Genomic DNA, 20,640 nt, shown 5'->3' on the forward strand with positions numbered 1-20,640 from the left:
TTTATATTCCTCTGTACTTATCAAAGTTTTTCAGTTTCAACGCGTTCGCGTATCACCACTGCGGGGTTGCCACGGCAAATTTTATTTGCCGGAAGCGATTTAAAAACGCTGCTGCGGGCACCGACTACCGTGCCATCGCCAACAGAAACACCGGGTGCAACAAAGACGTCTGTTGCCAGCCAGCATTTTTCACCGATCACAACAGGCGAAGCGGTAATATCAAAATGCGGGCTCATAAAATCGTGGCTGCCGGTGCACAAATAACACTTCTGTGAAACCACCGAATTTGCGCCAATCGTAATCTCGCCAAGGGTATATAACACCGCGTCATCCCCAACCCAGGCGTAATCCCCAAGCGTTAATTTCCAGGGATAAGTAATTTTCACCGAAGGTCGAATGACTACGTTTTTTCCTATTTTTGCGCCAAACAGACGCAGTAAAAATGCGCGCCAGCGGTACAGTATTTGCGGCGACCAGGCAAATAACGTTGCCTGTACAGCCCACCACAGTTGAACTTTAATACCGCTCCCGCCCCGAAAACCTTTCGGCACGGAGAATCCATTTAATTCCTGCATTACGTTTCCTTATATCTCAGGCTTTGTTATATAAGGCTTTCGCTTTACCCGTCGTTTTCAGACGTAAGAAATAAGATAATTCCGCCCAGAACCCCGGCACGCGTAATATTTTACGCTGCACGTTTTTGGCATCCTGGCACAGTTCCAGATTATTCGAGGTTGACACGCCACCCATTGAAAATTCAGATACCAGTCCTTTAATTCGACGGAACGGGTAGCCAGATTTGTACAGGCTGGCCGCCAGGGCATAATCTGATGACACTTTATAGCGCAAATCGTAAGGCTGTTTTTTCAGGCCGCTCATTGGGAAGAAAATAGCCTGATGGCTGGCCGGCAGGCTGTGGTAGATATACCAGCCTGGTTTCGCGCCGCGCAGCACTTTTTTCCCCTCGCCGAAATCAAGCAGCGCATCACCAATAAACATGGCATCTTCTTTCTGGCGCGCCAGTTGACGGGCAAACAGCGCCACATCTTCATGGAACACATCGCCGGAATTGAGGAAGATCGCGTAACGCCCCTGCGCCATGTTGATGCCTTTATTCATGGCATCGTAAATACCTTTATCTTTCTCGCTGATGTAACGTAAGTTGAACTCACCGTTGAGTTTTTCCAGGAACTCCGCCGTGCCGTCGTTCGAGCCGCCATCGACCACGATCCACTCAAAAGTGAGGCTCGGATCGCGCGCCAGGTTGCGCAGCGAGCGCCAGGTTTTTACCACCCCTTCGTAGTTACGAAAGGCGACAGTAATGACGCTAAGAAACATAAATCACCTCATTTCGTCATACGCTCGTAATATTCAGCGCTTTGCGCAAAATAAACGGACATACAATTAAGAATGCATATTCCGGGCTAAATATTGACCCGGTAAAAAACAACGACACCGGTGTGAACAGATAAAGTTGCACGCGAAAGTTCTGGTTATCACCAAACGCGTTAATCATCATTTTGAAAACTTTAAACAGATACCACAGTGTCAACAGTACGGCGAACCAGGAAAAATAGATAATTAACAGATACAGACCATTGTCTATGGTTTTACCGACATCCGCACCGTTAAAGATTCCGAATGATGCAACATATTCGTAAAGTGAGCCGAATCTTACTACGCCATCAATATGGGTTAAGGAATAACCCACCATCACCAGTGGACCAATGATGCGATAATAGGACGACGAACCTTCCGTTCCCAAATCACCCAGACGTTCAGAAATGTACGGAAACGCAAATATTACGCCCACTAAAAATACCGTCAGAGAGATTATCGCCAGCGGCAGTTTTTTCTTAATCGCCTCTTTGTTCAGGTACTGGAACGCCCACTCCAGCAGGTAAAACAGAATAAACGTCATTACCCCGGAGAACGACCCTGACAGAACGATTCCTGCAAGAATCATAGCATCGGTCTTGGGGGTTTTGATACCGAACTGTTTGATGCTGAGCCAAATTGAGATTAGTGCCAGAGCAAAAAACGCCGGTTCAAAATAGAGCGCCGTTGTTCGCTTGCCACCAAACTTAATGAAGTTCAGTACATAGCTGTTACTGTATATAAGATATTTCGAAATTATTTCCATCAGGCTGCTGCCGCCTGTGAGAATAATTTGCACCATCTCCATTGCCGCAAGCACAACAATCAGCCCGACGACAAGATAAAAGAACCTGAGGATTTTCCTATAATTGTGCGGAGAAATAGTTTTAAAGCGAATACTCCACACCATGCCAATAATGATAACGATATAAACAAACAGCATGGTGGAGGTGACATATTTGCTGGCGTCCAGCGACTGACCAAAGATGTAGTTAAACGCCGTCAGACCAAACCCGATGCCCAGTGAAATCATCAGCTTTTTGAGGTTAAGCTTGTCAACGTAAAGCAACAACAGAACCGGCAGGAAGGTGACGATAGTGATCGGGAAGCTTTCACCGAGCTGGGCAATCTTAACGTTGACCAGCAGGTAGATCAGCGGCAGCAGCAGATAACTACAGATTCTGATAGAACGAGACATACTCCTCCAGCATCTGTTGTCCACTGTACGCTTTGCGGCTACGGTTGCGGAACGATTCCAGGTCCGTGCCAAAAACAGCCTGCGCGATATCGGCCTTCGACAACTGCACCAGCGGCAGCACCTCATTTTCACTGAAGGTTTTACCGCCGGATTTCTCCAGCACTTCCCGCGCGGCGTCGCTGTGGGTGGCAATCACCGGTACGCCGATGGAGAGCGCTTCGCACAGGATCAGCGGGTAGTTGTCCACGCGGGAGCTGAACACCAGCGCGTCCATACCGTTCAGCGCGCTCATCAGTTTGCGCTTGTCGGTTTCAAACCCGTGGTTCACCACGTTAGCGCCATCAAACGGCGAGAATTTGCCAAAGGTATGCAGCTCAATTTTGTCGCCGAGCGCCATCATGTCGCGCACCAGCTGCTGGTTGGTTTTGCCGTCGTAGCGCAGGTCATGGGCGACGACCGCAATTTTCGGCCTACCGGGGGTAACGGCTACGGGCGTCAGTTCGGCCAGGATCGCTTCCGTTGCCACATCAATACCGTTGTTAATGATCTGGCAGCGCCCTGCTCCGTACAGGCTATTAAAAGCGTCCGCCACGTGCTGGCTTGGGGAGATAAAGGTGCAGCCGAGCGAGAGCATATCGCGGAACAGCTGACGCTTACCCTCAACCAGCTGATGCGCGCGATCGACCTTCACAGGCGGGTAGTTGCTGAGCGTAGGGCATTTCTGGCAGTTATCTTTCCAGCCTTCGCAGCCGTCGGTAAAGGCGCAACGTCCGGTCACGCTCCAGTGGTCGTGCAGCGTCCAGACAAATCGGGTATCCGGCTTGTGCGCCTTCACCTTGCCACAAAACGCCACCACCTCTTCCAGATTCAGCCAGTAGCTGTGCAGCACGTGGAAGTGCAGCACAACCGGGCCGCGAGTGCGGGTGACGGTGCGGTAGAGATTATTCAGGTTGCCGAACAGGTCGCGGTTAAACAGGCGGAACAGCGCAATATTGGCGATGGAGGTCAGACGTGGCGTCTGCTTCAGCACCTGCGGATAGTTATCATGGCTGACGCTTTTCTTGCCGCCTTTACCGTAACCGTAAACAAAGCGCGACTGGAGTCCTTTTTGCAGCGCGCGCTGGTGCAGATCCAGCGCTACGCCTGCCGCCCCGCCCTCTGCGAGGCGTACGTTAAATTGCAGAATGTTCATTTAATCACCTTCACGCGGGCTTTCTCGCCCACCACCAGCGCGTTGTCCGGAATGCTGTCCAGCACCACGCTGCCTGCGCCAATCGTCACGTTATTGCCCACGGTAATGTCCCCGATCATCACCACGTTGGCGCCCAACTCGACGTTATTGCCAATCACCGGGCAGGCCAGGCTGTCTGGCCCGCGGTTGCCGATTGTCACCCCGTGGCGAATGGTGAAATCATCACCCGCGACGACGAACTTGTTGATGACCACCGCATAGCCGTGATGAATGGTAAAGCGGCGGCCAATGGTGGCAGCGGCCTGAATTTCATAGCCAAAAAAGCATTCGGTGATGATGCGGTACAGCACCAGCACCGGCGCGGCCCAGATATTGTTCAGCACATTTTTTTTGCGCCACACCGAGCAAAAGTGCGCAATACGGTAGGCCAGAACCATGCAGCACGGGCGCAGGCTCCAGCTGTTAGCGCGGCAATCTTCCAGAAACATTATTTCCCCCGAAGCCCGTCAGCCAGACGCTTGCCGTTACGTACCGACAGCAGCGTCAGCAGCGTGCGCCAGTTCATGCGCTTATTACGGATCTGATACAGGGTGAAGAGCTGATACTTCCGGCTGGCACGGTCAAACTTGTCCTTGTGCTTGCGGTAAAAATGGAAGTAGCCCGAGAATTTCTTCGGCGACGAGGTGATTTGCATCTCCCCGTGATTGATGTGCAGGATCTGCGTGGCCTCTTCCACCTTCCACGGCTCGCCGTACTCCACCACCATCCGCAGGAAGATGTCGTAATCCTGCGCGGCCTTCAGCTCGGTATCGAACAGGCACTCCTTAAAGCGCCATGCCCAGGTAAACACCTGATTGCCGATAATGTTGCGCTTGTAGAACAGGCGGCGGGAATACGGTGATTTCGGATACAGCGGCAGGCTGGCCGGCTGCGAATAGACCTCGCCCTGGCAGACATAGTCATTGGCATACAGAAACGCGTGGGTCACCAGCTGCGCTTTGTGCGACAGGAAGATTGACAGACGGTTTGGCGTCCATTCGTCATCGTCGTCGATACCGGTCAGATACTGCCCTTTCGCCTGCATAATCGCCTGGTTGCGCACCGCACACGCCCCGGAGTTGATGGCGTTGTGGGTGTACACCACGCGCGGGTCGTTCAGGTCTTCAACAAACTTTTGCAGTTGTTCGTAAGAGGAGGAACAGTCATCCACGATAATCAGTTCCCAGTTATCGTAATCCTGACGCAGGACCGATTTAATCGCGCGGATCGCCAGCTGCTGACGATTCCATGTCGGCATATAGATAGAAATCAAAGGGCGTTGTGTGGTCATGGTCTTCCCCTTATCCCTCACCCCGACCCTCTCCCGGAGGGAGAGGGAGAAAAGCTGCACCATGCAGTCCTCTCTCCCCCCTGGGGAGAGGGTTAGGATGAGGGGGATTATTATTTACTGTCAGACTTGTATTCGTACTCGTAGTAGCCGTAATCCTGATACCCGGTCGCGCGGCGGAAGATGGAGTTCAGAATGACCCCCTTAACCTCAATACCGTTCTGCTCAAAGCGGCTCAGGCTGGTTTCCACTTCCTTCAGGGTGTTCACCGCATAGCGTGCGACCATCAGCGTGGTGCCCGCATGACGCCCTACCACGGCAGCGTCGGTGACCGCCAGAATTGGTGGGGTATCGATCAGCACCAGGTCATAGTTTTTGCTCGCCCACTCAATCAGCTGCGTGAAGCGCTCGCTCATCAGCAGTTCAGACGGGTTCGGCGGCACCTGGCCACGCGGGATCAGGTCAAATTTCGGAATCGACGTCGGCTTGGCGCTCTCGCTGATTTCCCCTTTACCGAGCAGGATTTCCGACAGACCGTTAACGTTGTTGGTGCCCAGCAGCTCGTGGGTGTAGCCCTTACGCATATCGCAGTCGATCAACAGCACGCGCTTGTTGGTCTGGCTCACCACCGCCGCCAGGTTGGCGCAGACGAAGGTTTTACCGATTGACGGGCTGACACCGGTCATCATCAGGACGTTGTTTTTGGCCTGCATCATGGCGAAGTGGAGGCTGGTACGCAGGCTGCGCACCGCTTCAATCGCCAGGTCAGTCGGGTTACCCACGGCCAGCAGCTGGCTCTGTTTGTAACGCTTGACGCCCTTAACGGTTTTCACGCTGTCACGGGACTTCTGCCACTCTGAAAGCGGGATGCTGGCGTACACGCTGATCCCGTTCTCTTCCAGCACCTGCGGGCTTTCGATACCGCGGTTGAACAGCGAGCGCAGCAGCACGCCGACAATGGAAAGCATCAGGCCGAGAATAATGCTGCCGAGGATAATCAGCGCTTTCTTCGGCTTCAGCACGCCCGGCTGGGTAATCGCCGGGTCAACGATACGCACGTCGCCGACGGTGCTGGCTTCGGTGATTTTCAGCTCCTGCTGTTTGTTCAGCAGCTGCATGTAAACCTGCTGGCCGGATTCCACATCACGCGTCAGGCGTACAATTTCCTGCTGCGTCTTCGGCATCGCGGTCACGCGGTCATTCAGCTTCGCCTTCTCTTCTTCCAGGGTACGACGTTTCTCCAGCAGCGTGCGGTACGCCGGGTGACGTTTGGTATAGAGCTTGGAAATCTCCGCCTCTTTGAAGGTCAGCTCGTTCAGCTGCGCATCAATATTCACCATGGAGTCGAGAACCGATTTCGCCTCCAGCGGCAGATCGACGGAATCCTTGTCCTGACGGTACGCGTTCAGCTTGTTCTCAGCGTCATCCAGACGGGCGCGCACCTCCGGCAGCTGTTTACTGAGAAACGCCAGGCTTTTTGCGGCTTCCGCTGACTTGCGCTCAACGTTCTGCTCCAGATAGTTGCGGGTGATGCTATTGAGGATGTCGCGAATTTGATCCTTGTCTTCACCGGTGAAGGTCATGCTCAGGACGCCGGTGTCCTTGCCGTTTTCGGTGACGGTCAGGTTGTTTTGCAGGTTGTTGATCATCCCGAGCGTCGAGAATTTGGTGACCGTAAACTCCCCGCCCTCATGCGCCTGAATTGCGCTGACCTTGATGCTGACGCCCTCTTTGGTCAGCATCTGCCCCACCTCACCGCGTGCGCTGAAGCCCGCGTCGCTGGTCAGTTGATACTGTTTTGGTCCCAGCACGGTCAGGGTAAAGGTTTGGTCCCCTGCCCCTTTTGGGATCACGAAGTCGGTCACTTTTACCGTATCGTTACTGCGCCCCATCAGGCGATCCCAGCCTGCGCCAAATACCGGGAAGGTGTTTTTGGTGACCGCGATATCCAGCCCCAGATCGTGAACCGTTTTGCCCAGTACCAGGCGCGACTGGATCAGCTGAATTTCGGCTTCCGATGCCGGCGGCTTGTTGGCCAGCGCCGAGCCGATATCCTGAACCAGCGAGTTTCCGGTATTTTGTTCGATCTGCACCAGCGCGTCGGCGCTGTAAATAGGCGTCGCGAACAGCGTATAAACGATCGCCGCCACGGCAAAGATGGCGGTAATACCCAGCACCCACCATTTCGCTTCAATAACGGTCCCGACCAGGCGACCGATATCGATTTCATCACTGCCCGACGTCGGGGCGGCAGAAGGTCTTGTTTTTTCTGTCATTGTTATCCCTGCTGAGCTTTCAGTGCCTGCGCCCACTGACGGGCAGACTGGTCTAGTAAGGTGTATACCGCCTCAAAGGCCTCGCGGCTCTTGCGATACGGATCGGGAATTTCGCGCTCACCATCCCAGTGACCAAACAGCATCACCTTGCCGCGCATCTCCGGTGCGATATCGCACAGCGCGTGAATGTGGCGTTTTTCCATCGCGAGGATCAGGTCATATTCCCGGCACATCCGGCCAGAGACCTGTCGGGCAACGTGCCCGTCGAGTGAGAGGTTATGCTCAAGGGCAACGCTTGCGGCACGTTCGTCGGCACCTTTTCCGACCAGCGCGCCCAGCCCTGCGGAGTCGACCGTTAACGCAGGCTGGTAATTTTTCAACAGCCTTTCAGCCGTGGGGGAACGGCAAATGTTCCCCACGCACACCACCAGAATTTTGTTAAACATCGCGGCTTACCAGTTATGAACGTCGCTCGCCGTATCCGTCATGTAGCGAACGCCACTGATGGTAGGCAGCAACTGGTTGATCAGACGGTTCCAGCGGGCAACCGGCGCGGTGGTGACATAGACCACATCGTACGGCTGGAGACGGAACGACGTTGCCATGACCAGGGACGTCGCGTCGGACATATCCAGCTGGTAGATGTTGGCAATCTTGCCCTTCGCGTTCTCGCCTTTGATAGGACGGATCACGAAGATACCGCTGGCGTTGGAGGCGGTCAGATCGATGCCTTCCGCATTGCCCAGCGCTTCGGTCAGGGTCATACCGCTGAAGTCCATCTTGAGGGTGCTCTGTTTCTTCACTTCACCCATCACGAACACTTTCAGATCGTCGTTGCGCGGCACGTACAGAATATCGCCCGGATAAAGGAGGCGGTTCTGGGTCAGGTCACCGTTTTGCATCAGCGCCTGAAGCGAAATGCGCTGCTCTTTGCCGTTGTGGGTCAGCACCACGTTGCGCCAGTCAGCGCCGTCGGTTAAGCCGCCTGCGGCATTGATCGCATCGAGAACGGTGAGCGGGACGTTGGTGATCGCCTGCTGGCCGGATTTATTGACCTGGCCAGAGATATAGGCTTTCTGGGATCTGAACGCGGCGATATTAACGTCCACCTGCGGGTCAGCAATGTACTGCGCCAGGCGGCCGGTAATATCACTACGGATCTCAGCAAGCGTTTTGCCCGCGACGTGCACTTTGCCAATGTAGGGATAGAACATGGTGCCATCGGACTGAACCCAGTTACCGGTGTCACTTGAGCTGCGGTACTGGCCCGCAGGCGTGGTCAGTTCAGGGTGATCCCAGACGGTCACATTAATGACGTCACCCGGACCCACGCGATACTGGTAAGAGGCAATTTCCTGGTCCAGAGACATATTTGGCTGAGCAACATTTGGACGTGGGCGTAATTGTTCCACCAGACGTGGGGTTAATGGATACACATTCACCATTTTGTCGAGATCAAAATCAGCATCCTGCTGTTTAATCACATCCTTGCCCATTGTCGACATATTGCTGCCGGGAAAGACCGTGCAACCACTCATCAAGGTCACAGACACCAATAATGGCATCAATTTCATTTTGGATTTCATCATTGATTATTTATCACTTTGGCAGAGTAATTATCCTGTGCAATTAAAATAAGCGCGGATCGTGGTGACAATCAGAATGCAGTTAATCATTTAGTAATATAACTGGCATCAGTCCTAAAAAAAGCTTATTCATCCATTGGCTATTGACAGAATAATTGAGGCTGATTCACACGCTTTCAGGCACGCTACCGCCCTTGGCTTTCAGTTACCAATCCACTGACTAAACAATGCGTTATGGTTAGACACCCTCTTGGATAAGGCCTTTTGCGAAATATATCAAACGCCTCACAGGGGCGATTGATAATGTATAACCTTCACCAAAGACCGAAACAAAAATAGCAACAAGGAGATTTAACATTTGATGCTGGAAGAATTGTTGCAGCTAACCTAATAGCAGGCAAGGAGACAACCGTCCTAATATTCGTTTTTAAGATTAATATTAAGAGCAAAGTTTTAAGGTTTTCGGATTTTCTTTATATTGACAAAATAGATCGCCGGACCATTTATTGCGATATATCCTAAATATCGTCTTATGTAATTAAATCTTCGCAATTAACTTATTTACACCGCCCGGCAAATGGGGTTTACCTGAGTGTAGCATTAAGAGAAATCTCACCCCGGCATTGCAATTTCCGTCGGCTTTATCCATGATCGAAGTGTGACATTAGTCATATAACAGAAGGTATTGCATTTACTATGGAATGGATTGCCGATCCATCAATCTGGGCCGGGCTGGTGACGCTGGTCGTCATCGAATTAGTGCTCGGCATTGATAACCTGGTGTTTATCGCCATCCTTGCCGATAAATTACCCCCTTCACAACGCGACCGCGCCCGCGTGACGGGTCTTCTGCTCGCCATGGTGATGCGTCTGCTGTTACTGGCCTCAATCTCCTGGCTGGTGACGCTGACCAAACCCTTATTCAGCGTGCAGGGTCTGAGCTTTAGCGCCCGCGACCTGATCATGCTTTTCGGCGGATTGTTCCTGCTGTTCAAAGCCACGGTTGAGCTTAATGAGCGGCTGGAAGGAAAAGACAGTGAAAACCCCACCCAGCGACGCGGTGCAAAATTCTGGCCAGTGGTCGCGCAGATAGTGGTGCTGGATGCCGTCTTTTCTCTCGACTCCGTGATCACGGCCGTCGGGATGGTTGACCATCTGGCGGTGATGATGGCCGCGGTGATCATCGCCATCACCCTGATGGTGCTCGCCAGTAAAGCCCTGACGCGCTTCGTGAACAGTCACCCGACTATCGTCATCCTCTGTCTGAGCTTCCTGCTGATGATTGGCTTTAGCCTGGTCGCGGATGGTTTTGGCTTCCATATCCCGAAAGGGTATCTGTACGCCGCCATTGGTTTCTCGGTGCTGATTGAGTTTCTCAACCAGCTGGCCATTTTCAACCGTCGCCGTTTTCTCTCCGCGAACCAGACATTACGACAGCGCACCGCAGATACGGTGATGCGCCTGCTGAGCGGCAAAAAAGAGGATGCCGAGCTGGATGCTGAATCCGCGGCGATGCTTGCCGACCACAGCGACGGGCAGATCTTCAACCCGCAGGAACGCCGGATGATAGAGCGCGTGCTTAACCTCAACCAGCGCTCGGTGAGCAGTATCATGACCTCCCGCCATGACATTGAGCATATTGACCTGACGGCGCCGGAAGAGCAGATCCGCGCCCTGCTGGATAAAAACCAGCACACCCGCGTGGTCGTGACCGGCGGTGAAGAGGAAGAAGAGCTGCTGGGCGTGGTACACGTGATTGACCTCCTGCAACAGCAGCTCCATGGCGAGCCGCTCAACCTGCGGGCGCTGGTGCGCCAGCCGCTGGTCTTCCCGGAAGCGCTGCCGCTGCTCTCCGCGCTGGAGCAGTTCCGCAACGCGCGTACCCACTTCGCGTTTGTCGTTGATGAGTTTGGTTCTGTGGAAGGGCTGGTAACGCTCAGCGACGTGATGGAAACCATCGCTGGTAATCTGCCTAATGAGGTGGATGAGATCGATGCGCGTCACGATATTCAGAAAAACGCCGACGGCAGCTGGACCGCCAACGGCCATATGCCGCTCGAAGATCTGGTGCAGTTCGTTCCGCTTCCGCTGGATGAGAAGCGCGAATACCACACCATCGCCGGTTTGCTGATGGAATATCTGCAACGTATTCCGCAGCCGGGCGAAGAGGTCCAGGTGGGGGATTACATGATCAAAACCTTGCAGGTAGAGAGCCATCGCGTGCAGAAGGTGCAGCTGATACCGCTGCGCGGTGAAGATGAGATGGATTTTGAGGTGTAAAAAAGCCGGGTGGCGCTTCGCTTACCCGGCCTACGGTGTCTGGCTTTTATAGGCCGGGTAAGACAAAGCCGCCACCCGGCACAACAGGCATCACAGCTTATCGAGCAGTTTTTTCACGTCCTTACCTGACTGAGACTCTTTATTGCGGTCCACCCAGTCATTCAGCCGACGTTTCGCTTCATCCTGAAGGTGCTTCCGCAGGATCTGATCGACCTGCAAACTGTAATTCAACTCCTGCCATTTTCCGTACACGCGCAGCGGTATCGGCGTCTCTTTCAGGAACTCCACAAGCTGGCCTTCGCCTTCCCAGCCAGCCTTCACGCGGACGTTGAAGCGGGTGTCTGCCGTCTCTTTCACCAGATCCAGCGCGCCGGTTCCGGTCAGCGCCAGCAGTGACGACGTCCCCTGCATGTCGTCAAGCGAGAGCTGACCGTTGTCGAGGGCAAGCTCGCTGGTAAAGCTGTCCAGACGGGTTGCGCTGTCGTAGTTTTCATTCGCTTTCACGCTGCTGCTGCGTTCTACCGCCTGCTGCACCAGCTGCTGGAAGTTCAGCCCTTCCATGCGCGAATCTTTCAGCTCAACGTGCGCCTTCCCCTGCCAGCTACGACGGAAGGCGTCCGCATCAATCTTCGTACCAGAGAAATCCCCTGCCAGCGACAGCTGCCCCGTGAGGGCAATCGGGTAATTAAAGGCTTTCAGGATGGTGCCAATCTCAACGTTTTCCAGACGCGGCTGGAACGCGGCGCTGGCAACGTCTTTGCGTACATCCAGCGTGCCCGGCAGGGAGAGGTTCCCCGCTCCCATTTTTCCGCTGAGCTCGGAGATGACCAGCAGGCCGTTGTGGTTGAACATCTGGCTGCTGACGTCAGTAAAATCAATCCCACGCCAGCGCACGCTGTTCGCTTTCAGCAGAATGTCGGCGGTAAATCCGCGCAGGCCATTGTAGTCAGGCTGATCGAGATTTGAGGAGATCACCGGACGCGACTGCGTAACCTGGCTTTGCCCCACCTGCGTGGCTCCCTCATCGGTCGCGTTCACCGATTGGGGCGGAAGCAGGTTCTCGAGGTTCAGCTTGTCGAATTGCAGATCCAGCACCCACTTAGGTTTCTCATCAAGCGTGACGCTCGCCTGCCCCTTCAGGGCGCTGTCGTTGGCCTGGAGGTTGAGCGCGTTCAGTTCGAGCTGTTTGCGCTCTTCATGCCACACCGCCTGCATCGTGCCCTGGCCGGCAATCCCCTTCGCGGGTAAATCCGCGCCGGTCAGCTGCCAGTTAAGCTGCTGAACGTCCGCCGTCAGCTGGTGCGGATAATCAGAGGCGTTCACGTTCGCGTTCATCGACAGGTTGAGATCGCGCTGATTGCGGTTGATCCGCCCGGAGAACTCCATGGTGGCGTGATGGTTGGCGTCCTGCTCCATCCTGAGGTTGATATTGCGTACGGTGATCTGTTCGTCATCTTCATGCTGGAAAACCAGCACGCTGTCAGCAACTTTCAGATTACCAATATCGAACGACCAGCCGGTGTCAGACGGGACGTCAGGCAAGGTGTTTTCACGCGGTGCGACCGGAGCATCCGCCTGACGAACGGCTTCGGTTTGCGGCGTAAGCTGAATCACAGCCCCTTTCAGCATCACCTGTTCAACCTGGAGCTGATGGGATAACAGCGGGATGAGCGCGACATCAAGACGCATGTTATCCGCCGTGACCAGCGGCTGCGCGGCACCCGGCGCGGTGAGGGACATACGTCCGGAGAGAATGCTGAGCTGAGGCCAGACGTGCCAGCGCAGCGGCCCGTCCAGCTTGAGTTCATACCCGCTGCGCGCTTCCACCTGCCGCACCATGTAGGCCCGGAAGTCATTCGGGTTAACCAGCAGCACCAACGCTGAAAGGCCAGCCACCAGCACCACCAGCAAAATCATCAGCGTTGTCAGAACTCTTCTCATGGCTTCCTCAGTGAACTCACAGATCAGTCTTTATCGATACGACTGGCAACCGCACCCTGCTGGTTGCGATATTTTGCGTCCTGACGGCGGTTATAAGGACGGTCTGCCGGGCCGGTCAGCGGTTCAAAGCTCAACGCACCAATCATCATTCCCGGACGAAGCGCCAGCGGCAATTTACCGGCGTTAAAGAACTCCAGAACGATACGGCCAGACCAGCCCGGATCGATACGGTGCGCAGTGACGTGCACCATCAGGCCCAAACGCGCCAGGGAAGAGCGTCCGTCAAGCCAGCCGACCAGGTCCGCAGGCAGCGTGACCGATTCAAAGGTCACCGCCAGCGCCAGTTCGCCAGGATGGAGATAAAACGCCTCTCCTTCTTCGATGACGATTTCGTCGCTCATGACGCGATCCAGCGCCGCGCTGACTTCGTCTTTCGGCCCGCTGAGGTCGATAAACGGTGCCGTGTGGCCGCTGAAGGTGCGGAATTTATTCCCCAGACGCACATCGACGGTCACGCCGTTAATACGCTCAACCGGCGGACGCGGGGTGATAGACAGGCGGCCTTCATCCAGCCAGGCTTCTATATCGCGGTCACAAAGACGCATGGCACTTTCTCCTTTCGTGCATCGCGCCCTGAAGCCTTACGGCGTCAGGGCAAAACCAGGTTATCTCTGAACGGTACACAATTCACACGGCTTATTCAAAAAACTGACTGATTTTCGCTTTTAAGATATCAATGGCAATACGGTTTTTACCGCCGCGAGGCACGATAATATCGGCGTATTGTTTCGAAGGCTCAATAAATTGCAGGAACATCGGGCGAACGGTTTTCTGATATTGCGCCATCACGGAGTCCATGGAGCGGCCGCGTTCGTTAACGTCGCGTTTAATACGCCGCATCAGGCAGATATCCAGCGGAGTGTCGACGAAAATCGAGAAGTTCATAGATTCGCGCAGACGGGCGTCGGTGAGCAGCAAAATCCCTTCAAGGATAATCACCTTCTTGGGCTCGATACGGATCGTTTCCTGGGTGCGGGTATGTTCCACGTAGCTGTAGACGGGCAGCTCAATCGCCTCGCCGCGCTTGAGCGCTTCCAGATGCTGGAACAGCAGGCTGTGATCCATCGCACTGGGGTGGTCGTAGTTGGTTTTTACGCGCTCTTCCATCGAAAGATGGGATTGATCTTTGTAATAGCTATCTTCGGGAATCACACCGATATGCTCATCACCCACTTGTTCACGCAGTTCGCGATAAAGCGTACTGGCAATAAGACTTTTACCTGAAGCCGATGCGCCGGCGATGCCTATGATGACGCACTGATGAGACTTATCAGTCATAAATTTAGCGACCTGATTAACCTGGATGTAAGGAAGGACGACGCCGGAGCGTCAAACGCGGCAATTATAGGGATTTCGGGGGCGTGATACCAGTCGAATGCGCAGGTTATGCGAGGCGGGCTGAAAAGCGCTGTTTCACGCCTTTAGCAAAATTTTTACGCGCGGTTTTTCGCCATTTCATCACCCTTCTTCGCAGAGTAACTATTTTATAAGTCTATGAAGTCAAAATCTGACCACTCAGCATATGAATTGTAAAATGTTTGTACTAGCATAAACCAAATTATTAATTTCACGCGTCCGGACCTGGCTCCTGACAACATGGCGTCCCTGGATAGAGCGGTAATGAATAAACAATACCAGCGGGTTTTGGTTACTACCCCACATCCTTTACTGCGGCTTGTCTGTCTGGGTCTGGTCACGTTCATCTTCACCTTATTTTCCCTCGAGCTGACTCGCTTCGGTACGCTGCTGGCGCCACTATGGTTCCCGACTTCAATTATGATGGTGGCGTTTTACCGCCATGCGGGAAAAATGTGGCCCGGCATTGCGCTCGCCTGCTCCTTTGGCAATATTTTTGCCTCGTGGATGCTCTTCTCATGGGCATCGATCAACATCACCTACACGGCGATCAATATCATTGAGGCCACGGTTGGCGCGCTGTTACTGCGTAAGCTGCTCCCCTGGTATAACCCGCTGCAAAACCTCAACGACTGGGTCCGGCTTGCCCTCGGCAGTGCCCTGGTGCCGCCGCTGGTGGGGGGCGTTCTGGTTCATTTTCTGGTGCCGAGCGCGGAGCCGCTGCGTAATTTCCTTGTCTGGGTACTTTCAGAAGCCATTGGCGCACTGGCGCTGGTGCCGTTAGGTCTGCTGTTTAAGCCGCATTACCTGCTGCGCCACCGCAACCCGAAACTGCTGCTGGAAACGCTGGTGACCCTGGTCGTCACGCTGGTTCTTAGCTGGACGGCAATCACCTGGCTGCCGTGGCCATTCACCTGCATTATCGTTCTACTGATGTGGAGCGCGGTCCGTCTGCCGCGTATGGAAGCGTTCCTGATATTTTTATTCACCATCATGATGGTGTCCCTGATGATGGCGCGAAATCCGCTCTCCATGACGCCCTCCACCATGATCGTCACCTTCAACGCGCCGTGGCTCCCCTTCCTGATGATGCTGCTCCCCGCCAACATTATGACGATGGTGATGTATGCCTTCAGGGCCGAGCGTAAACATATTACGGAAAGCGAAGAACGTTTTCGCAATGCGATGGAGTATTCCGCGATTGGTATGGCGCTGGTGGGCATTGAGGGCCAGTGGCTCCAGGCCAACAAGGCGCTGTGTAATTTCCTCGGTTACAGCCAGTCTGAGCTTCAGTCGCTCACGTTCCAGCAGTTAACCTGGCCGGAAGATTTAAATACCGACCTGGAGCAGTTGCAACAGCTGATTCACGGCGAGATCAACACCTACACCCTCGAAAAACGCTACTACACCCGCAGCGGCGAGGTGGTGTGGGCGCTGCTGGCCGTCTCCGTTGTGCGCCATGCCGACGGCACGCCGCTCTACTTTATTGCCCAGATTGAAGACATCAACGATCTGAAACAGACCGAGTGGGTGAATAAGCGTCTGATGGAGCGTATCACTCTCGCTAACGAAGCCGGTGGCATCGGAATTTGGGAGTGGGATCTCGAGCCGGACGTGATCAGCTGGGATAAACGGATGTTTGAGCTGTACGAGATCCCCCCGCACATTAAACCCACCTGGCAGCTCTGGCATGCGGCCATGGTGCCTGAAGATCGTACGCACGCCGAACAGGTCCTGCGTGAGTCACTCCAGGCCAGGGTACCTTTCAAGCTGGAATTTCGCATTCGCGTCAAGGATGGCATTCGCCACATTCGTTCGCTGGCGAACCGGGTGCTGAACAAACAGGGCGAAGTGGAGCGGCTGTTAGGGATCAACATGGATATGACCGAGGTGAAGCAGCTGAACGAGGCGCTGTTCCAGGAAAAAGAGCGCCTGCATATCACCCTCGACTCTATCGGCGAAGCGGTGCTGTGTACCGACATCGACATGAACATCACCTTTATGAACCCGGTCGCCGAGAAGATGAGCGGCTGGTCGCAAAGCGAAGCGCTGGGTCAGCCCGTTCTGAAGGTGCTGCACATTACCTTCGGCGAGAACGGTCCGTTAATGGAAAACATCCACAGCGGCGATATGTCCCGTACCGATATCGAACAGGATGTGGTGCTTAACTGCCGCAATGGCGGCAGTTTCGACATTCATTACAGCATAACCCCCCTCAGCACTCTGGAAGGACACACCATCGGCTCGGTGCTGGTGATTCAGGACGTCACCGAGTCGCGCAAAATGCTGCGCCAGCTGAGCTACAGCGCTTCCCATGACGCCCTTACCCACCTGGCGAACCGCGTCAGCTTTGAAAACCATCTTAAGCGCCTGTTGCAGACGGTACAGGAGACCCATCAGCGTCACGCGCTGGTCTTTATCGATCTTGACCGTTTTAAGGCGGTGAACGATACGGCAGGCCACGCGGCGGGCGACGCTCTCCTGCGCGAACTCTCTTCGCTGATGCTGACCATGCTGCGCTCCAGCGACGTGCTGGCGCGTCTGGGCGGCGACGAGTTTGGCCTGCTGCTGCCGGACTGCAACGTCGAAAGCGCACGCTATATTGCGGGCCGGTTGATCGACGCCATCAACAACTATCATTTTTCCTGGGAAGGACGCCTGCACCGCATTGGCGCCAGCGCGGGGATTACGCTGATTGACGACACCAATTACCAGGCTGCGGAAGTGATGTCTCAGGCCGATATCGCCTGCTACGCCTCGAAAAACAGCGGGCGCGGCGTGGTCACCGTCTACGAACCCCAGCAGGAGCGGATCCACAGCGCGCGCAGCATGATGTCGCTGGATGAGCAGTGGCACATGATTAAAGATAACCATCTGCTGATGATCGCCCGCAGCGTCGCCTCGCCGCGCATTCCCGAGAGCAGTAGCTTCTGGCTCATTTCCTTGCGGCTGTGGACCAGCCAGGGAGAAGTGCTGGAAGAGCATGCCTTCCGCGCCGGGCTGGCGGAGCCGGAGCTGCTGCACGCCCTGGACCGACGGATATTCAGCGAATTTTTCCGTACCTATGCCGCACAGGTGGCGGCCAAAGGAATGGGCGTCGCGCTGCCGCTCTCAGAAGCGGGTTTAGCCAGCGTCACGCTGGTGGATGAGCTGCTCGACCTGATCACCAGAGGTCCGCTGCCGGCGCGGCTGCTGCATCTGGCGATCGCCGCTGATGTGCTGAGCAATACGGATGAAAACGTGCAGCAGGGTCTGCAAAAGCTTCGTCAGGCTGGCTGTCGCGTGGTGCAGACCCGGGTCGGACGCGATATGAACGTCTTCAGCCAGCTCAGCGCCAATACCGCTGATTATCTGCTGCTGGATGCAGACGTGGTGACCAACGTCCACGGCAATCTGATGGATGAGATGATGGTGACAATCATTCAGGGCCACGCCCAGCGTCTGGGCATAAAAACCATTGCCGGGCCATGCCATCAGTCGATCATGATGGATACGCTATCGGGTATCGGCGTTGACTTCATTTACGGCGACACCATCGGGGAAGCGCAGCCGCTCGATCTACTGCTGAATACCAGCTATTTCGCCATCAACTGACGGCGACCAGCCGTCGGTGTACCAGATATGTAACAGCGCATACGAGCGCCACGGCTGCCAGCGCTCGGCATAGCGACGGATCTGCGCGGGCGTCATACCTGCAAAGCGCTGTTTAATCAGATAGTCATCCGGCAGGAAAACATCCTTCGCCTGCCAGCCGCGCAGGGCCAGATAATTCGCGGTCCAGCGCCCGATGCCGGGGCGCTGCTGTAGCGCCTTCATCCCGGCCTCAACGTTCGCAGGCGGGAACAGCGGGAATTCACCGTCCACCACCGACTGCGCCAGATGAATCAACGACTCCGCACGCCTGAGCGGCATCCCGAGGGCTTTCAACGCCAGCGGATCTGCCGCGGCCAGCACCTCTGGCGGAGGAAAGCAGAGATAGCCCGGCGTATCCTCAATGGGTTCACCGCACAGCGCCACCACCCGTGACGCCAGTTTTGCCGCCATCGCCACGCTCACCAGTTGCCCGAGAATGGCGCGCACGCCCTGCTCGTAGGCATCCATCGCGCCCGGCAAACGTAACCCCGGCCGCGCCGCGCCGAGCTCGCCGAGAGTCTGCGCAATGCGCAGCGGGTCGCAATCGAGGTCAAACAGGCGGGCGATGCGGTCGAGGCAGATATCCGCCACCGGGATCAGGCCAGGGCTGAGCGACACCGCCAGCGTAGGGGTTGCGCTGTCTGGCGTAACCCGGAAAACGCCCTGGTGCCCGGCATAGCCAAAACTGCGCTCGTAGTAATCCTCCGTAACGGTCTCAACCCCCGTGACCGCACGCGCGGCAAGAAAGCCAAACATCCACGACCAGTCGTAGGGCGGTTGCCAGTTCAGGGTGTACATCGTCTCTCCTTTTGTATTTACCTCAGCATAAACCGAAAGATCGCCTTGCGCCTTGCTTTCATATTCCTGTTGTCGCCTGGCAGACATTTCGCTAAAGTCTCGCCCCTTCTCACCGGCATGGGGATTTATTGTGTTTATTGGATTCGACTACGGCACCGCAAACTGCTCGGTTGCGATAATGCAAAACGGACAACCGCAGCTCCTGAAAATGGAAAACGGCAGTACGCTGTTGCCGTCAATGCTTTGTGCGCCCACGCGTGAAGCGGTGAGCGAGTGGCTGTTCCGCCACCATCAGGTTCCGGCCACGGCGGCGGAGACCCAGGCGCTGCTGCGCCGTGCGGTCAGCTTTAACCGCGAGGAAGATATCGACGTTACCTCGTCCAGCGTGCAGTTCGGCCTCTCTTCCCTCGGGCAGTACATTGAAGACCCGGAAGAGGTCTACTTCGTTAAATCGCCGAAATCCTTCCTCGGCGCCAGCGGCCTGAAGCCGCAGCAGGTGGCGATGTTTGAAGATCTGGTCTGCGCGATGATGCTGCACATCCGCAATCAGGCGCAGTCCCAGGTGCCGGATGCCATCACCCAGGCGGTGATTGGCCGTCCGATTAACTTTCAGGGGCTGGGCGGCGACGAAGCCAACCAGCAGGCGCAGGGGATCCTTGAGCGTGCAGCGCACCGGGCAGGCTTCCGTGACGTGGTGTTCCAGTATGAGCCGGTTGCGGCGGGGCTGGATTTTGAAGCCACGCTGACGGAAGAGAAACGGGTGCTGGTGGTGGACATCGGCGGCGGTACGACGGACTGTTCATTACTGTTGATGGGTCCCCAGTGGCATCACCGTCGCGATCGTGAAAACAGTCTGCTGGGGCACAGCGGCTGCCGCGTGGGCGGTAACGATCTTGATATTGCCCTGGCCTTCAAGAGCCTGATGCCGCTGCTCGGCATGGGCGGTCAAACCGAGAAAGGCATCGCCCTGCCGATCCTGCCGTGGTGGAACGCGATTGCCATCAACGACGTCCCTGCCCAGAGTGATTTTTACAGCACCGCGAATGGCCGTTTCCTCAACGATCTGGTGCGTGATGCGCAGGATGCAGAGAAGGTCGCGCTGCTGTATAAGGTGTGGCGTCAGCGCCTGAGCTACCGCGTGGTGCGCACCGCCGAAGAGAGCAAAATTGCCCTTTCCGATCGTCCAGAGCATGCGGTTTCGCTGCCGTTTATCAGTGACGATCTGGCTACGGCTATCACTCAGGAAGGGCTGGAAATGGCGCTCACTCAGCCGCTTCAGCGTATTCTGGAGCAGGTGCAGTTAGCGCTTGAGAACGGCAACGTGAAGCCGGACGTAATTTACCTGACTGGCGGTAGCGCCCGTTCGCCGCTGATCAAGAAAGCGCTGGCGGAACAGCTGCCGGGGATCCCGATTGCCGGCGGCGATGACTTTGGCTCCGTTACGGCAGGGCTGGCGCGCTGGGCGCAGGTGGTGTTTAGCTAATGGGGTTGTGCCGGGTGGCGGCTTCGCCTTACCCGGCCTACAAGATCCTCCAACCATAGGCCGGGTAAGCGCAGCGCCACCCGGCGAAGGCGAAACCGCGGCGCCACACTCAGACAATTCCCGACAGTCTTCC

At 55.5% G+C, this 20,640-nt stretch carries 16 protein-coding genes; 3 read left to right on the forward strand and 13 right to left on the reverse strand.

Annotation, left to right across the window (positions count from 1 at the left end; translation table 11 throughout):
* Positions 1-20: 20 nt before the first annotated feature.
* The 9 genes from wcaF to SK50_RS16830 all read right to left on the reverse strand — a co-directional run bounded on the left by wcaF (position 21) and on the right by SK50_RS16830 (position 8,959).
* Positions 21-575: a colanic acid biosynthesis acetyltransferase WcaF gene (wcaF, locus tag SK50_RS16790; RefSeq protein WP_015572376.1), complete on the reverse strand. Its 555-nt coding sequence runs from the start codon at positions 573-575 to the stop codon at positions 21-23.
* 16 nt (positions 576-591) lie between these two features.
* Positions 592-1,338 carry a colanic acid biosynthesis glycosyltransferase WcaE gene (gene wcaE, locus SK50_RS16795; protein WP_003863510.1) on the reverse strand — a complete coding sequence of 249 codons (747 nt, stop codon included), beginning with the start codon at positions 1,336-1,338 and terminating at the stop codon, positions 592-594.
* A 16-nt stretch (positions 1,339-1,354) separates the two neighbouring features.
* Positions 1,355-2,575 carry a colanic acid polymerase WcaD gene (wcaD, locus tag SK50_RS16800; RefSeq protein ID WP_045344347.1) on the reverse strand — a complete coding sequence of 407 codons (1,221 nt, stop codon included), beginning with the start codon at positions 2,573-2,575 and terminating at the stop codon, positions 1,355-1,357.
* The gene (wcaC, locus tag SK50_RS16805) at positions 2,550-3,767 is read right to left on the reverse strand and encodes a colanic acid biosynthesis glycosyltransferase WcaC (protein WP_017383273.1); all 1,218 of its coding nucleotides are present in this window, start codon (positions 3,765-3,767) and stop codon (positions 2,550-2,552) included. Before wcaC ends, wcaD begins: the two co-directional genes overlap by 26 nt.
* Entirely contained in the window at positions 3,764-4,255 is a 492-nt protein-coding gene (gene wcaB / locus SK50_RS16810; protein WP_003863505.1) for a colanic acid biosynthesis acetyltransferase WcaB, read from the reverse strand. The genes wcaC and wcaB overlap by 4 nt, the downstream gene beginning before the upstream one ends.
* The gene (gene wcaA / locus SK50_RS16815) at positions 4,255-5,097 is read right to left on the reverse strand and encodes a colanic acid biosynthesis glycosyltransferase WcaA (RefSeq protein WP_017383272.1); all 843 of its coding nucleotides are present in this window, start codon (positions 5,095-5,097) and stop codon (positions 4,255-4,257) included. Before wcaA ends, wcaB begins: the two co-directional genes overlap by 1 nt.
* A 110-nt stretch (positions 5,098-5,207) precedes the next feature.
* Entirely contained in the window at positions 5,208-7,370 is a 2,163-nt protein-coding gene (gene wzc / locus SK50_RS16820; RefSeq protein WP_015572374.1) for a tyrosine-protein kinase Wzc, read from the reverse strand.
* A 2-nt stretch (positions 7,371-7,372) separates the two neighbouring features.
* Positions 7,373-7,816, reverse strand: a complete 444-nt coding sequence (wzb, locus tag SK50_RS16825; protein ID WP_003862078.1) for a low molecular weight protein-tyrosine-phosphatase Wzb — start codon at positions 7,814-7,816, stop codon at positions 7,373-7,375.
* A 6-nt stretch (positions 7,817-7,822) separates the two neighbouring features.
* Complete coding sequence (locus SK50_RS16830; protein ID WP_003862079.1) at positions 7,823-8,959, reverse strand: polysaccharide export protein; 1,137 nt, start codon at positions 8,957-8,959, stop codon at positions 7,823-7,825.
* A 693-nt stretch (positions 8,960-9,652) separates the two neighbouring features.
* Here SK50_RS16830 and SK50_RS16835 point away from each other — a divergent pair.
* Complete coding sequence (locus SK50_RS16835; protein WP_015572372.1) at positions 9,653-11,236, forward strand: TerC family protein; 1,584 nt, start codon at positions 9,653-9,655, stop codon at positions 11,234-11,236.
* A 90-nt stretch (positions 11,237-11,326) separates the two neighbouring features.
* Here SK50_RS16835 and asmA read toward each other — a convergent pair whose 3' ends face one another.
* From asmA to udk, 3 genes are all read right to left on the reverse strand, one after another.
* Complete coding sequence (gene asmA, locus SK50_RS16840) at positions 11,327-13,177, reverse strand: outer membrane assembly protein AsmA (protein WP_048229733.1); 1,851 nt, start codon at positions 13,175-13,177, stop codon at positions 11,327-11,329.
* A 23-nt stretch (positions 13,178-13,200) separates the two neighbouring features.
* Positions 13,201-13,782, reverse strand: coding sequence for a dCTP deaminase (gene dcd, locus SK50_RS16845; protein WP_017383269.1), 582 nt, complete (start codon positions 13,780-13,782; stop codon positions 13,201-13,203).
* A gap of 91 nt (positions 13,783-13,873) precedes the next feature.
* Positions 13,874-14,515 carry a uridine kinase gene (gene udk / locus SK50_RS16850; protein WP_000130320.1) on the reverse strand — a complete coding sequence of 214 codons (642 nt, stop codon included), beginning with the start codon at positions 14,513-14,515 and terminating at the stop codon, positions 13,874-13,876.
* A 342-nt stretch (positions 14,516-14,857) separates the two neighbouring features.
* On the opposite strand from udk, the gene SK50_RS16855 reads away from it, so the two are divergent.
* Positions 14,858-18,187: a diguanylate cyclase gene (locus SK50_RS16855; protein WP_048229734.1), complete on the forward strand. Its 3,330-nt coding sequence runs from the start codon at positions 14,858-14,860 to the stop codon at positions 18,185-18,187.
* On the opposite strand, the gene alkA is transcribed toward SK50_RS16855, so the two are convergent.
* Entirely contained in the window at positions 18,152-19,024 is an 873-nt protein-coding gene (gene alkA / locus SK50_RS16860) for a DNA-3-methyladenine glycosylase 2 (protein ID WP_045344342.1), read from the reverse strand. The two genes, SK50_RS16855 and alkA, sit on opposite strands and share 36 nt — an antisense overlap.
* 130 nt (positions 19,025-19,154) lie before the next feature.
* On the opposite strand from alkA, the gene yegD reads away from it, so the two are divergent.
* Complete coding sequence (gene yegD, locus SK50_RS16865) at positions 19,155-20,507, forward strand: molecular chaperone (RefSeq protein ID WP_045344341.1); 1,353 nt, start codon at positions 19,155-19,157, stop codon at positions 20,505-20,507.
* The last annotated feature ends 133 nt before the right edge of the window (positions 20,508-20,640 follow it).

This window comes from Enterobacter sp. BWH64, assembly GCF_001037645.1.
GTDB classification, from domain to species: domain Bacteria; phylum Pseudomonadota; class Gammaproteobacteria; order Enterobacterales; family Enterobacteriaceae; genus Enterobacter; species Enterobacter hormaechei_C.